The organism is Streptomyces sp. NPDC056835 (assembly GCF_042789485.1).
Lineage (GTDB): Bacteria > Actinomycetota > Actinomycetes > Streptomycetales > Streptomycetaceae > Streptomyces.
Genome location: NZ_JBHUBB010000003.1, coordinates 146,922 through 161,292, shown reverse-complemented (window position 1 = coordinate 161,292; position 14,371 = coordinate 146,922). Strand labels below are relative to the sequence as shown.

Genomic DNA, 14,371 nt, shown 5'->3' with positions numbered 1-14,371 from the left:
CCCCAGCCCCCCCCCCCCGCCTGGGTCGGACCGCGGCCCCCGGCACTGCGCGGTGCGTCCCCCCCGGCCCCGGCGGCGCCCGGGGTGGGGGGGGCGCGGGGGGCCCGGCCCCCACCCCTCTGGCCTGGCATGTCCCGGCCTGGGCTCTGCCGAACGGGTGAGGTATCGTGGGCGGCTGCGAAGGGGAGTAGCCCCGCGAACCGGTCGTCGACACACTGGAACCCTCGGGTTCCCGGTGGCCGGGCCCACTGATCCGGTGGGCGGGCGAGACCTTCGGTCAGGCATTTGACGGTGTCCGCGCCTTGCGGTCACCGCCGTCGTGCCGGGCCGAGTGTCCTCCTGGCTCCGTACGGGGCTTCGCGAAGATCCGGGCCCGGCCCTCAGAGAAAGCCACCCGGAATGCATCTCGACCCCCTGGCGATCGTCACCGCCTTCGGGCTGATCTTCCTTGCGGAGCTCCCCGACAAGACCATGTTCGCGTCCCTGGCCATGGGCACGCGCATGCGCCCGCTCTACGTATGGTTCGGCACGTCGACGGCGTTCATCGTGCACGTCGCCATCGCTGTCGCCGCGGGCGGTCTCATCGGGCTCCTGCCCGGCTGGATCGTCAAGCTCGTCTCCGCTCTGCTCTTCGCGTTCGGCGCCTTCATGCTGCTGCGCGGCGGAGGTGACGACGAGGACGAGGAAGGCGAGAAGAAGACGGTCACCGGCTTCTGGCCCGTCTACTCCACCGCCTTCATGGCCGTCTTCATCAGTGAGTGGGGCGATCTCACCCAGATCACCACCGCCAACCTCGCGGCCAGCAACGGCACATGGTCCACCGCCATCGGTTCCGCCGCCGCGCTCATGTCCGTATCCGCGCTGGCGCTGCTCGCCGGCCGGTTCATCGCCACCCGCGTCCCCCTCAAGACCGTCCAGCGCATCGGCGGTCTGTGCATGCTCGGCCTCGCCATCTGGACCGTGACCGAGATCTTCCTGAGCTGACGAGCCGCCACGCCCGGGACCGGTGTCCCGCGAACGTACAGAGCCCTGCCCGCCGACGAGCGCCGGTGGGCAGGGCTTTCGGAAAGGACGGCGGCTCTCAGGCGGCCGGGGCCAGCTGCTTGTCGAGCACCGCGAGGACATCGCGGGCCGCCGAGGGCCCGGTGTTGAGATAGAAGACATCGTCGTCGACCGGGATCGCCGTCTTGCCCACGACGGCGGACAGCGTCGGCCAGAGCGGCGCCTTCGTCAGCGCCGACGCCTTGGACTCGGCGCCCTGGACCCCGTAGAACAGCCAGTCCGCGTCGGCCCGGTCCAGCTGCTCGTTGCTGATGTTCTGGGAGGTCTTGTCGAACTGCTGGCTCTTGGGGCGGCCGAGCCCGGCGTCCTCCGCGATGCTTCCGGTGAACGAGGGCACACCGAAGACCCGCAGCCGGTCGCCGTTCAGCCGCAGGAAGGACACGGTCACCGGCTTGTCGAGGCGCTTACCGAGTTCTTCCGCGTCGGCGTGGAAGGTGTCGAGGAACGTCCGCGCACGGTCGGTCTTGCCGAGTCCGTCGGCGATGAGCAGGAAGTCCTGCTTCCAGTACAGCCCCGTGCCCTGGGTGGCGATGGTGGGCACCAGCTCGGTGAGTGCGGTGTAGAGGGTCTTGGCGTTCTTGCCCGCGATGTTCATCAGGATCAGATCCGGCTTGATGTTCGCGATGGTCTCCAGGTTCGGGTCGACCCGCGAGCCCACGTCCACGACCTTAGCCAGCTGGGCCGCGTCCTTCGGGAAGTCGTCCTTCAGATACTGGGGTACGAGATCCGCCCCGTCCCCGCGGGTCGAACCCGCCGGCACCGTGCCGAGCGTGAGCAGCGCGTCGGCCTGTCCGGTGGAGATCACCACGACCTTCTTCGGCGCGGCCCCGATGGTGGTCCTGCCTTCGAAGTGGCTGACGGTACGGGGGAATTGCCCGTCGGGTTTGCCGCTGCCCATGCCCTTGGGCACGGAGCGGGGCGCCGTGTGGGCCGACGTGGCCGCGGTGGCCGACGGGGCGGAAGTCCCGCCGTCGCCCGACGAGTCCGTCGAGTTGGTGGAACAGCCGCTGAGCAGCAGGGCGCCGGCTACGGCGACGCCGCTGATGAGACGGGTGAGAGGGAGATCACTGAAGCGGTACACGAGGCATTAGCTTAGGCTTCCCTAAGTGCGGATGAGTAGGGATGACAGTCATGCGATGGATCACATATCCGGAGGTGCGGGTTCCGGAGAAGCGGGTTCCGCGGAAACGGAGCGGGCGGCCCTGGTCTGCGGCCGGCGCCCCGACGGGTCGCGAACCGTCGAACCCCCGGGAGGGCGCCCGCGAACCGGTGGGCTCCGGCGCGGAAGACACCTCGCCGCCCTGGTGGTCTGTCTCGCCCTCGTCGTCCTGCTCGTACTGATCAGCCTGGGCGTCGGCGCGCGGGGCATCCCCCTGGGGACCGTGGGGCGGGTGCTCCTCCATGACGACGGAAGCCCGGAGGCCATCATCGTCCGGCAGTTGAGGATGCCGCGTACCGCCCTCGCGGTGGTCGTCGGTGCCGCGCTGGCCCTGGCCGGCGTCGTCATGCAGGCCATCACCCGTAACCCGCTCGCCGAGCCGGGCATCGTCGGCGTCAACGCGGGCGCCTCCTTCGCGGTCGTGATCGCGATCGCCGCGTTCCATGTCACCGGCGTCTCCGGGTACATCTGGTTCGCCTTCGCCGGGGCGGTCCTGGCCGCGCTGCTCGTCCACACGCTCACCTCGGGTGCCACCCGCGGTCACCACCACACCCGGCTCGTCCTGGCGGGAGCGGCGCTGTCGGCGAGTCTCGGGGCCTGTACGGGCATCATCACCATGTTCAACACCACGGCCTTCGACTCCTACCGCTTCTGGGTGGTGGGGGCGCTGGAGAACCGGGGTACGGAAGCGCTCACCGCCGCGGTCCCCTTCGTCCTGGTCGGGGCGCTGATCGCGCTGGCGCTCGGCCCGTCCCTGAACGCGCTCGCGCTGGGGGATGAGACCGGGGCGGCTCTCGGGCTCAGGGTCCCCTGGGTGCGCGCGGCCGGCTTCCTCTCGATCATGCTGCTCTGCGGCGCGTCGACCGCCGCCGCGGGACCGATCGCGTTCGTCGGTCTGGTCGTTCCTCATGTGCTGCGGCTGGTCCTCGGCCCCGACCTGCGCCCGCTGCTGGCCTTCGCGCTGCCCGGCGGCGCCATTCTGCTGCTGGTCAGTGATATCGCCGGACGGGTGGCCGCACCGCCGGGCGAGATCGAGGTCGGTATCGTCACGGCGTTCATCGGGGCGCCCGCGCTGCTCTGGCTCGTCGTCAGGCGCAAGGAGGTCGCGGCGTGAACGCCCCGCACCGGACCGCCGCCCCGACGCGCGTACTGCGGCTTCCCGGAGAACTCACCCTGCGCTACTCGGGCCGGACCGCCGCCGTGACGGCCGTTCTGCTGCTGGGATGCGCCGCGGTGTGGACGCTCAGCGTGTTCACCGGCACGTACCGGATCGACACGGGCCGGATCCTCGACGTACTCGCCGGTGGCGGATCGGGGACGGACCGGTTCATCATCGTCGGCCAGCGGCTGCCGCGCGTCTGTGCCGCGCTGCTCGTCGGAGCGGCCCTCGGGCTGTCCGGGGCGCTGTTCCAGAGCCTGTCGCGCAATCCACTCGGCAGCCCGGACGTCATCGGGTTCACCACCGGCTCCACCAGCGGCGCGCTCGTCGTCATCCTGGCCGGCGGCGGTACGGCCGGACTCGGGGTCGGCGCGGGCTCGGTGCTCGGCGGGCTGGTGACCGCGGTGGTCGTGTACGCGTTCACCGCGTCGCGCGGTGTCTCCGGCCACCGGCTGGTGCTCGCCGGTATCGCCGTGGGCGCGATGCTGGCGTCGGTCAACGACTTCCTCATCACCCGCGCCGATCTGGAGTCCGCGGAGAGCGCCAAGGCCTGGACGTTCGGCAGCCTCAACGCCGTCTCCTGGCCGCAGGTCACCCCGCTGGCGCTCGCCCTGCCCGTACTCGCCGTCGCGACCCTGGCCGTGGGCCGGCCGCTGAGGCTCATGGAGATGGGGGACGACACGGCCGGCGCCCTCGGGGTGAACATCGCGCGCGTCCGTGCGCTCGGCCTGCTGCTCGGTGTCGCCCTGGCGGGCGCGGCCATCGCCGTCGCGGGCCCGATCGGCTTCCTGGCGCTGGCCGCCCCTCAACTGGCCCGCAGAATCACCCGGGCCCCGGGCGCCCCGATCGGTTCGGCCATGCTCACGGGCGCGCTGATCCTCGCCACCGCCGATCTGCTGGCGCAGCGTCTCCTGTCCCCCTTCCAGATCCCGGTGGGGCTGGTCACCGGCGCCCTCGGCGGTCTCTATCTGCTGTGGCTGCTGTCCAGGGAGAAGAGGAACGCTCGGCCCCGATGAGCCCCGGGACGGAGCCGGTGGCGAACGGTCCGGAAGAAGAGGTGGATCTCCGACGGCGGGGCCGCGCCATGTTGGGCGCCATGTGGCGTTTACGATAAACGCATGAAGCGATGGTCATCACGCGGCGGGACCCGGCCCACTGGGCCCCGGGTTCTCCTTCTGCTGCTGGTGACCGCGGTGATGACCGGTCTGCTGGCGATGCACGGGCTGTCGCCCGTTCCCTCGCCGGAAGCGCACACCGCTTCCGTTCCGGCCTCGTCGGCTCCGGCGTCCGCGGTGGGCCCGCGGTCGTCCCCCGTACCCGCGCCCTCCGCTCATGTCATGGCCGCCGGCGCGGTGGACGGGGACTGCGTACATCAGGATCACGGCGGCGGCGGGCATCCGGAGCACGCGGACGCCACCTGCGCCGCCGCCGGTGTCGGTGCCGGTCCCGCGCTGCCGACCCCGCTCGCCTCCGCGCTGCCCGCCGGGCCGCTCGACGTGCCCTCGGCGCTACGACAGGCTCCCGGCACGGCGACGGGCGACCGGGCTCCTCCCTCATTGAGCGAACTCCAACTCCTGCGTATATAGGCGCCGCTCCCGCGGCCGTCCCCGCTGCCGAGCCGATCGGTTCGCCGGGCCGGTGGCCGCGTTCGGCACGCCCTCATCTCCCTCACCACGCACAGGAGTCGTTCCACCATGACCTCGTACCGTCACGCGGCCCGTAAGGCCGCCATCGCCGCGGCCCTGTCCGCCGCCGCGCTCACCCTCACCGCCTGCGGCGGAGACAACGGAAGTCCGTCCGCCACCGCTTCGACGTCCGCGTCCGCCTCGGCTTCGGATTCGTCAGCGGGCTCGTCGTACAACGCCGCGGACGTGTCCTTCGCGCAGGGCATGATCCCGCATCACCGGCAGGCGGTGGAGATGGCCGACCTCGCCGCCACCCGGGCCTCCTCGGCGGAGGTGAAGAAGCTCGCCGCCGAGATCAAGAAGGCCCAGGACCCGGAGATCAAGACCCTGTCCGGCTGGCTCACGTCCTGGGACGCGCAGGTGCCCACGCAGGGCAGCATGGATCACTCGGGGCACTCGATGCCCGGGATGATGGGTGACAGCGACATGTCCACGCTGGAGAAGGCGACGGGCCCGGCGTTCGACACCGCGTTCCTGAAGCTGATGGTCAAGCATCACGAAGGCGCGGTCGAAATGGCCAGGACCGAGAAGTCGGAAGGGGCCGACCAGCGCGCCAAGGACATGGCCGACGCCATCATCACGTCCCAGAGCGCCGAGATCACCCGGATGAACACACTGCTCGACAAGTAGCACTGAGGCACTGAACCACCGGAGCACCGGTGCTCCGGCCACCGGGGGCCGCGCCGAACGCGCGGTCCCCGGTCGGTCGCGGGCGGGCACCGCTACGGGAGCGGCGCTCCGCTTCCCCCCGTACGGTCCGCGTCGGCCGGAACGGAGATCACCAGTTCGGGCCGGTCCCACATCACGGCCGGCGGGTTCGCGGCCACGGTGCCGGTCCGACGAGCGCCCACGCTGCGGTAGAAACCCTCCGCGGGTGGGTGGGAGACGACACGGACGGCGTCGAGTCCGGCGCCGCGCGCCTCGTCCGTCATGTGCTCGACGAGCCGACGGCCGATACCGAGCCCCTGGGCGGCGTCCGCGACGAACATCAGATCGAGCTCGGGCGGATCGAGGACGAGCGCGTAGAAGCCGAGCAGCCGCTCGTCGGCACGCACGGCGTCCGCGGCGCCCCCTGTCCCTCCGGTCGCCACGGCCAGGAAGACCCGGTGGGTCTCGATGTAGTCGGGGCCGACCCGGTAGCCCGCGATCATCGGGGCGTACGGGCCCTCGTAGGCGCGGGAGACCCGGACGAGCCGGGTGAGCCGCCGGGCGTCCCGCGCGGTCGCCCGCCTGATCGAGACCGTCGTACCGGCCGTCCCCTCACCCACACACGTAACTCGCGGCACCATGGCGAGAGTATTACACCCGCGTCACACCCGACGCATGGCGCCCTTGCGCGGATCCGGGCGGCCGACAGGATGAGGACCGGGGCCGGCGCGCCGAACCGCCCCTGGAGTGCGTCGCGTATGCCAGAGGTCCAGACCGAGACCCGTTTTCTTTCTTTGCCCGGCAGTTGTTGGCATGGCCATGCGGAAGACTCAGCATGGAACCGCACTACGCGCGTCACCCCTTCCAGGCAATGGATTTCGGGAGACCCCATGGAAGCCCACACCCCCACACCGTCCCGCCGCGCCTTACTCCGCTCCGGTGCCGCTCTCGGCGCCGCCGCGCTGGGACTCGCCACGATCTCCGCCTCCACCGCCGAGGCCGCCGGCGACCGGAGCGCTCCCGCTGAACGCGGCGCGCCCGGCAGCGGACCGCGCGCCTCCACCGCCTATCCGCCCACCCACTGGATTCCGGCCAGCACCTCCAACTACACGGTGTCCAGCCGCCCGACGACGTATCAGGTCGACTTCGTCGTCATCCATGTCACGCAGGAGACCTTCCCCGACGCGGTGAAGATCTTCCAGGACCCGGCCAAGAAGGTCTCCGCGCACTACATGGTCGCCTCGGCGGACGGCTATATCGGCCAGTTCGTACGGGAGAAGGATGTCGCCTGGCACGCGGGCAACTGGAACTACAACACCCGCAGCATCGGCATCGAGCACGAGGGCTGGGTGGACAGGCCGGAGTACTTCACGGACGCGATGTACGCGTCGTCCGCGGCGCTGACCGCCGCCGTCTGCGGCAGATACGGCATCCCCAGGACACGCGAGCACATCATCGCCCACAGCGAGGTCCCCGGCGCCACGCACACCGATCCGGGCGGGCTCTGGGACTGGGACCGGTACATCGCACTGGTCAACAGCTGACCGGTCCGGGACTCCACAACGGGTGCGGTCGGCGGTCGTTGCCGGCCGCGCCACCGAACACAGCGGGCACGCCGACCCGTTCGGGTGAGGATTTCCCGTCGGTCTGGCGACCGTCCCGTCCCGCGTGCCATAAGGAGGAGGCAACATCCCATAGGGGAAAGAGAACATCGTGAACAGACTGCGCACCGGGCGCCGCGTCGCCTCGGCTCTCGCCGTACTCGTGATCGCCGGCGCCGGGCCGCTGGCCGCCGGCCCCGCCGGCGCCGCCGAGGTCACCGACTCCCCCGCCGTCTCCTCCCTCGCCGTCTCCTCCCCGGCGGGCGATCTCCCGCCGACGCGGTCGGCGAAGACGCCCGTGGGAGAGCCCAAGGGCAAGGTCGTCTCGCGGATCACCCTGAGCATCCGTGCGGAGCCGACCTCCCGCTCCGCCTATCTGGGCGGCCTGCGGCCCGGTACGGTGATCCCCCTCTTCTGCAAGGTCAGGGGCGAGAACGTGGAAGGCAACAACCTCTGGTACCTGCTCGGGGACGCACGCCCCGGCTATGTCGCGGCCCGTTACGTCGAGAACCAGTCGCCGGTGCCGTTCTGCCGGCGCTGACCGCACCGCGAGCGAGCGCGCCCGACGGACCCTCCGGTCTGTCCGGCGCGGCCGCGCCGCACCTCGGTGAGGGGCCCTGAGGACGGCCGGGTGACGGCGGACGTGAGCCCGCCGCCGCCACCCGGCCCACCGCCCTACGCGAACGGTGTCAGGAAGTCCTTCGGCGCGAGCGCCCGGCTCACGATGCGGGTGTCACCGATCCAGCCGTAGAAGCCCTGGCCGAACCGCTCGTCGAACTGGGTGGCGCCCAGGACGAAGGGCTTGCCCAGCGTGGCGATTCCGGTCGACTTCTGGGCCGGATTACGCGCGATCTTCGAACCGTCGACGTACATCACCGTACGGCGGCCGTCGTTGACGAGGGCGATATGCATCCAGCGGCCCACCGGGACGGCGTGGCTCCAGGAGGTGGGGTCGGCGTCCTGGCGCTGCGGGTAGACGACGAACTGGAGGAATCGCTCCGGGGAGAGATTGAGGCTGCATGTGGGCTCGTCGGGCGACCAGCCGGTCGTCTTGCCCGCGTCCCCGTTGCGCCCCTCCCAGCTGAGGATCCCCATCCAGGCGTGATCGCCGTCGAAGGGCTCCGGCAGCTTGATGAAGGTCTCGATGGTGTAACCCGACGTGAAGGTGGCGCTGTTGAGCGGGGCGCCCGCCGCGGTGGTGAGGACCGCGCCGCGGTCCGGGGCCTTCCCGCCGTCGAAGCGCAGGCTCGCGTGGGCCGGCTGGTCGAGGTGGTGCTCGGCCGACCAGGTCAGCGCGTCGGCGCCGCTCGTGTGCAGCCGGCGCACCGTCAGATCGTTGCCGTTGCCGGTCAGGTCACGGGCGACCCTGCCGTCCGTCACGGGCTTGCCCGCCCGGCCGCCGTCCGGCAGGCCGGAGGAGTCGAACCGCCAGTACGCGACCGTGCCGCGCGGCATCACGGCGGAAGCGGGGCGCGGGGCGGGCGGAGTGACCGGGGCGAAGCCGGCGAACCGTTCGGTGAAGTCGATGTCCAGGCTGAACCGGTCGACCGGGCCGGTCAGTTCGATGGTCTCGGCCTCCAGGGGCGTCCGCTTCTCCGGATCGCGGGCGAGGAACCACGGCGAGAACGTCTCGACGTCGATGACTCCGCGGGCCAGATCGAAACCGTACAGCCGGATCATCCCGGCACCGCCGTAGTAGCGGTCCTGGTAGTTGGTGATCTGGACGTGTACGTCATGACCGGCGTCGTTGGTCAGTACGGTGCGGCCCGGCGGCCAGTAGTGACCGCCCAGGGCCAGGAAGATCTGGTCGTTGCCGCGGACGATGCCGTCCCACAGCCGCTTGCCGTTGTCCGACAGCTGGGCCGCGCCGTCGTCGTCCGACCACGCGAGGTCGTGAGTGGTCAGCACGGCGGGCAGCGACGGGTGCTTGTCGAGCACACCCTGCGCCCAGCGCAGTCCCGCGTCCGACACCCGCCAGTCCAGGGCGAGGATCAGCCACTCGCGGCCCGCCGCGCGCACCACGTGGTAGCTGTTGTAGCCGTCGGGCGAGGCACCGCCGAAGGTCGGCATGGAGGAGTAGCGCTTCGGCCCGAAGGCCTTGAGGTACGCGCTGTCGCCACGCTGGTCGTCCATCGACCCGTTGATGTCGTGATTGCCCGCGAGGACGCTGTAGGGCACCTTGCCGTGCAGGATACGGAAGGTGTCGGCGGCGAGCTCGATCTCTTCGCCGGTGCCGTGCTCCGTGACATCACCGAGGTGCGTCATAAAGGCGATATTGGATTCGCCGCGCTCCGAGACGAGGTACCGGAACGTCTCGCGCAGCGGCGCCGGGTCGGAGCTGTCGGCGTCGAAGAGATACTGGGTGTCCGGAAGGACGGCCAGCGCGAACCGGGGGCTGTCGGTGTCGAACCGGCCTCCGCCGCCCCCTGCCGTGGCCGCCGCCGTCGCGGTCGCGGCCCGCGCCGGTACGGTGTCGAGCGCGGTCGCGGCGACGCCCGCGGCCGGTACGACGAGCGCGGCCTGAAGCAGCGCCCGTCTGTCCAGATTCTTCTTGCTGTCTGCCGTGCTCATGCGTACTCCATGCACTGGATGTCCGTGTCCGCTGCACTGTGCTGATCGGCCGTGTCCGCCCGATGGCAGGGAGCTGAACGGTGGCCGCCCTTCATCGCACGAATGGGACCGTATGGCGTGAAGGAGCCCACACAGCGCGAAAGTGGTACCGGAAGGAAGTCCGGGCCGCCCGGGCCTGCTTGATCTGATGGGTCTGCCCGGTCAGTCGGCTCTGCCCGCGCTGCCCGCGCTGCCCGCGCTGCCCGCGCTGCCTGGCCTGTTCGGCTCAGCCCGGTCCGTCGGGTTCGCCACCGACGCCGCTGACGCCGCTGACGCCGCCGGAGCGATGCACGAAGATCTTCGCAACGGCCACGCGACAGCGCGTGCGCCCGAGTGGAGGGGATTCCTGATGCGCCGTCACGGAACTGTCCTGGATGACCTCGATCGCAAGATCCTCACAGCGCTGATCGCCGACGCCAGGGCGAGTTTCAAGGAGATCGGTCTGTCCATCGGGCTGTCGGCGCCCGCGGTGAAGCGCCGGGTGGACCGGCTGCGGGAGGACGAGGTGATCACCGGCTTCACCACGGTGGTCACACCGTCGGCGCTGGGATGGCACACCGAGGCGTATGTGGAGGTGTTCTGCGAGGGGGCCGCGCCGCCGAAGCGGCTGGCGGAGGTCGTACGGAACCATCCCGAGATCCAGTCGGCCGTCACCGTGACCGGACGCGCCGACGCGATCCTCCATATCAGGGCGCTCGATGTCGAACACTTCGAGGATGTACTCGAACGGATCCGCGCGGAATCGTTCGTGAAGGAGACGCACAGCTTCGTAGTGCTGTCCCATCTGCTGCCGAGCAGTCCCGAGGCGGGCACGGGACGCTTCTCACGGATTAACGAGTAGCCGCTCCCACGCCTTCACACGCAACAGAGTTGCGGTCCCACGCAACATTCCTCTCTTGTTCGCGCATCCCCCGCCTCCATATTCTGGTTCTCATCTCCCCGGTTCCAGGAAAGGGCCGTTCATGGTGCCACGACGGACAGCGAAGAAGCGCCGTTATCTGGTCTGCCCGCCGGAGTATTTCGATGTCCGCTATGCCATCAACCCCTGGATGACATCGGAGGATCCGGTGGATTCGGCGCTGGCGCTCCGGCAATGGGAAGCCCTCGTCTCCGTATACCGGGATCTGGGACACGATGTGGAGTTGATGACGCCCGTCGCCGGTCTGCCGGACATGGTGTTCGCCGCCAACTCCGCTCTGACGCTTGGCGGGAGGGTATTCGGGGCGCACTTTCACGCACCGGAGCGGCGGCCCGAATCCGGTCACTACCGGGCGTGGTTCGAAAACGCCGGCTTCGAGGTGGGCACACCTGTCCATATCTGCGAGGGAGAGGGTGACTTCACACCGGTGGGAGGGCTCCTCCTCGCCGGGACGGGATTCCGTACGCTGCCGCAGGCACACCAGGAGGCCCAGGAGTTCTTCGGTGTGCCCACGGTCAGCCTGCGCCTGGTCGACCCGCTCTTCTACCATCTGGATACGGCGTTGTTCGCGCTCGACGACGACAATGTCGCCTACTATCCGGGCGCGTTCTCACCGGGAAGTCAGCGGGTGCTGAGAGCCCTCTTCCCTGACGCGGTGATCGCGACCGCGCAGGACGCCAAGTGCTTCGGCCTCAATTCCCTGTCGGACGGGCGCCATGTGGTCATCGCCCAGGACGCGGCCGGCCTCATCGAAGCGGTGGCGGACCGCGGATACCGTCCGGTCCCGGTGGATCTCTCGGAATTCCGGAAGGCCGGCGGCGGGGTGAAATGCTGTACGCAGGAGATCCGTACAGAGTAGGTCCGTACGCGCGTGATCGGCAGGCGGTGGATCCGCCGTACACGGGCGCTTATCTGGTTGAGCCCGAGTTCGGCCCGTGCTACCACTGGCGGGTTCACTGAAAGCCGATCATGAAACAGCGAAGGGCTGGCAGACATGGTGCTCGGAGACCTCGTCAAACTGCGAGCGATGGATCCGTCGGACGCCGAGGCGCTGTGGCGGTGGAACCACGATCCCGACATCATGCGCTGGATGAACGACGACTACGCCCAGCCGCTCGGCCGGGTCAGGAGCTGGCTGGAGCAGCGGCCGCGCAATACGTACGGTGAAGTGCTCTTCGGGATCGAGGCGCTCACCGACACGCATCTCATCGGCCTCGTCCAGCTGCGCGAGGCCGAGCCGGAGACGGGGTGCGCCAAGCTCGACATCTATCTCGGTGAGAAGGAGTACTGGGGACGCGGGTACGCCACCGACGCGATGCGGACGGTCTGCCGCTACGGCTTCGAGAAGATGCGGCTGCACAAGATCTCACTGACCGTCGTCACCGAGAACCACGCCGCTCACCGCGTCTACGAGAAGGTGGGCTTCGTCGACGAGGGCAGGCTGCGCCAGGCTTTCCGACGCGATGGCCAGTGGTACGACATGTTCACGATGGGGCTGCTGGAGGGCGAGCTCCGTCAGGCGTCGAAGCCGGGTGCGTAAACCCGCTTCGTAAACCCGCTTCGTAGATCCGCTTCGTAGATCCGCTTCGTAGATCCGCTTCGTAGACCGCTGATTGGGCTCCTTCGCTCCTGCGCGGATCTCGGTCGGCAGTGCCCAACTGATATGTGTGGCAATGCGGTTGGCCACTAGAATTCGGTGACGGGCGCGTCGTCGCGTCCGACGGATTGGGGGGCGCGATGTCTTGGGATCAGCAGGGCGGGGACAGAGGAAATAGCGGGGACAGAGGGAATACCGGGGCCGGAGGGTTCGGAGGGACCGGAAACGGGATCGGGGGATTCGGCGGAACCGGAGGGTTCGTGATACCCCCGCCGCCCTCCCGGCCGCCGACCCCGCCGCCTCCGCCACCCGGGCCCGCGGACCCGGCGCGGGCCGTCGCGGTGGCCCTGCTCAACCTCACCGGCCTCGGGCTCGGTTACGCGCTCATGCGCCGCCGGCTCGCGACGGCCGTGTGTGTGATCGTGACCGGCGTTCTGCTGGTGATCGCCCTCCCCGCGGAGCCGGACGGCGTCTCCGGTGGGGTTCTCACCACCTACCTCGTCTTCCTGGCCCTCGCGGCCGGTCACGGCGCGGTCCGCGGGCTGCGTACCCCGCTGGCCTGGCCGCCGCGGTCGCCCGTCGCCGTGCTGCTCGGTCTTGTACTCCTCGCCGCTCCGGTCGGAGGAGTGGTCCTCTACGACGGGGCGCGTGAGGAGGCCACGCAGCAGATGCTCCTCGACCGCCTCGGCGAGGCCGACCAGCTGGTGCGGACAGCCACGAGCAAGCCGTTCGAGGCGGCCGAGCCGGACTACACCAAAGCGCTGGGTGTCTACCGTGATCTCAGCGAGGACCACGCGGATTCCCGGGCCGCCGAGCGCGTTCCCGACCGGCTGAACACGTACTACAAGACGGTCGGCGCTCCGTACGACGAGCGGAAGTACTGCGAGGCCATCGCGCCGCTGAACTATCTGCGGTCAGTCCCGGACACCATCGGCGAGAAGGAGCTCGGTTCGCTGGCCGGCTGGCCCGACGACCGGCTCGCCACCTCGCTCTACGAGTGCGGGCTGCCCGGTCTCGGCAGCGTCATGGGCGGCGCGGAGACCGGCGGTCATCTCTACGAGCTGCTGACCACCTTCCCTCGTTCCCCGCAGGCCGCGCGGGTCGAACCGGCCGTCAGCTCCGCGATCGACAAGGTCGCCAAGGACCTGAAGGGCGGCGAACCGTGCACGGCCAACGAGACGATGCGCAACCTCGCCGAGCAGGCCAAGGCCCTGCCGGGCGACGCGGCGGGCCTGTCCGCGGCCCTGGACAAGGACGCGGGGAAGGCGCGGAAGCATGTCCAGGCCGGTATGTACGCGTGCGGCGTGGACCAGTACAGGGACGGCAAGTTCGGCGACGCGCGGGACACGATGAACGACTTCGTCGGCGCGTACAAGAACGACAAGAACCGGGCGCTCGCCAAGAAGATCGCCATAGCCGCGGAGATAGCCCAGGACGAGCCCGCCGCGGGTAAGCGTCTGCCCACCATGGCCTCCGGCGGCGGCATCACCGTCACCATCAGCAACGACAGCCCCGAAGAGGTCGAGATCCTTTACACGGGCCCGGTCACCGGCAGCGTCAAGCTCAAGGCGTGCGACGGGTGCAGGAGGTACCAGAGCTCTCTGGCCGCGTCGTCCGGCGCCTGTCAGGGAGGCGAGAACTACCCCAGCAAGACGATCACCCTGCCCGCCGGCACCACGTACTTCCTGCACAAGTCCACGGGTGGCTCCGCCTCGACCGGTACGGACACGACCAAGATCGAACCGGGCTACACGTACACGGAGTGCGCCTACGTGGTCGAGGGCCTGGGCACGGGCTTCTAGAGCGGGTAGCCCTGGCCAGGGTTTCCAGGAGGTACGGGGAAGTCCCGCCCGCCGGCCGGTGGGCGGGACTTCGTGGTCCCGGCGCCCCCTCCACAAATGAAGAGGTGTTCATTCATCCCTGCGTGATGA

At 69.8% G+C, this 14,371-nt stretch carries 14 protein-coding genes; 11 read left to right on the top strand and 3 right to left on the bottom strand.

Going from position 1 to position 14,371, the window contains the following annotated elements:
- The first annotated feature begins 399 nt into the window (after positions 1-399).
- Positions 400-984 carry a TMEM165/GDT1 family protein gene (locus tag ACFRMN_RS05180; RefSeq protein WP_383013436.1) on the top strand — a complete coding sequence of 195 codons (585 nt, stop codon included), beginning with the start codon at positions 400-402 and terminating at the stop codon, positions 982-984.
- 97 nt (positions 985-1,081) lie between these two features.
- On the opposite strand, the gene ACFRMN_RS05175 is transcribed toward ACFRMN_RS05180, so the two are convergent.
- Complete coding sequence (locus tag ACFRMN_RS05175; protein WP_383013433.1) at positions 1,082-2,143, bottom strand: ABC transporter substrate-binding protein; 1,062 nt, start codon at positions 2,141-2,143, stop codon at positions 1,082-1,084.
- A 55-nt stretch (positions 2,144-2,198) separates the two neighbouring features.
- On the opposite strand from ACFRMN_RS05175, the gene ACFRMN_RS05170 reads away from it, so the two are divergent.
- From ACFRMN_RS05170 to ACFRMN_RS05155, 4 genes are all read left to right on the top strand, one after another.
- Entirely contained in the window at positions 2,199-3,335 is a 1,137-nt protein-coding gene (locus ACFRMN_RS05170; RefSeq protein WP_383013430.1) for a FecCD family ABC transporter permease, read from the top strand.
- Positions 3,332-4,396, top strand: a complete 1,065-nt coding sequence (locus tag ACFRMN_RS05165) for a FecCD family ABC transporter permease (protein WP_383013427.1) — start codon at positions 3,332-3,334, stop codon at positions 4,394-4,396. The genes ACFRMN_RS05170 and ACFRMN_RS05165 overlap by 4 nt, the downstream gene beginning before the upstream one ends.
- A gap of 102 nt (positions 4,397-4,498) precedes the next feature.
- Positions 4,499-4,966, top strand: coding sequence for a DUF6153 family protein (locus ACFRMN_RS05160; protein ID WP_383013424.1), 468 nt, complete (start codon positions 4,499-4,501; stop codon positions 4,964-4,966).
- Positions 4,967-5,074: 108 nt separating this feature from the next.
- Entirely contained in the window at positions 5,075-5,695 is a 621-nt protein-coding gene (locus ACFRMN_RS05155) for a DUF305 domain-containing protein (RefSeq protein ID WP_383013421.1), read from the top strand.
- 92 nt (positions 5,696-5,787) lie between these two features.
- On the opposite strand, the gene ACFRMN_RS05150 is transcribed toward ACFRMN_RS05155, so the two are convergent.
- Entirely contained in the window at positions 5,788-6,354 is a 567-nt protein-coding gene (locus tag ACFRMN_RS05150; RefSeq protein WP_383013418.1) for a GNAT family N-acetyltransferase, read from the bottom strand.
- Between the two features lie 249 nt (positions 6,355-6,603).
- On the opposite strand from ACFRMN_RS05150, the gene ACFRMN_RS05145 reads away from it, so the two are divergent.
- Complete coding sequence (locus ACFRMN_RS05145; RefSeq protein ID WP_383013415.1) at positions 6,604-7,257, top strand: N-acetylmuramoyl-L-alanine amidase; 654 nt, start codon at positions 6,604-6,606, stop codon at positions 7,255-7,257.
- A 169-nt stretch (positions 7,258-7,426) separates the two neighbouring features.
- Complete coding sequence (locus ACFRMN_RS05140) at positions 7,427-7,855, top strand: hypothetical protein (protein ID WP_383013412.1); 429 nt, start codon at positions 7,427-7,429, stop codon at positions 7,853-7,855.
- A 134-nt stretch (positions 7,856-7,989) separates the two neighbouring features.
- Here ACFRMN_RS05140 and ACFRMN_RS05135 read toward each other — a convergent pair whose 3' ends face one another.
- Complete coding sequence (locus ACFRMN_RS05135; RefSeq protein WP_383013409.1) at positions 7,990-9,885, bottom strand: LamG-like jellyroll fold domain-containing protein; 1,896 nt, start codon at positions 9,883-9,885, stop codon at positions 7,990-7,992.
- A gap of 388 nt (positions 9,886-10,273) precedes the next feature.
- Here ACFRMN_RS05135 and ACFRMN_RS05130 point away from each other — a divergent pair, with 388 nt between their 5' ends.
- The 4 genes from ACFRMN_RS05130 (at position 10,274) to ACFRMN_RS05115 (ending at position 14,242) form a co-directional block, all read left to right on the top strand.
- Positions 10,274-10,765 carry an Lrp/AsnC family transcriptional regulator gene (locus ACFRMN_RS05130; RefSeq protein WP_383013765.1) on the top strand — a complete coding sequence of 164 codons (492 nt, stop codon included), beginning with the start codon at positions 10,274-10,276 and terminating at the stop codon, positions 10,763-10,765.
- Positions 10,766-10,886: 121 nt separating this feature from the next.
- Entirely contained in the window at positions 10,887-11,702 is an 816-nt protein-coding gene (gene ddaH, locus ACFRMN_RS05125) for a dimethylargininase (RefSeq protein ID WP_383013406.1), read from the top strand.
- Between the two features lie 135 nt (positions 11,703-11,837).
- Complete coding sequence (locus ACFRMN_RS05120) at positions 11,838-12,383, top strand: GNAT family N-acetyltransferase (RefSeq protein ID WP_383013402.1); 546 nt, start codon at positions 11,838-11,840, stop codon at positions 12,381-12,383.
- Positions 12,384-12,700: 317 nt separating this feature from the next.
- Positions 12,701-14,242 (top strand): hypothetical protein, encoded by a 1,542-nt coding sequence (locus ACFRMN_RS05115; protein WP_383013399.1) that lies wholly within the window; start codon positions 12,701-12,703, stop codon positions 14,240-14,242.
- Positions 14,243-14,371: the final 129 nt, after the last annotated feature.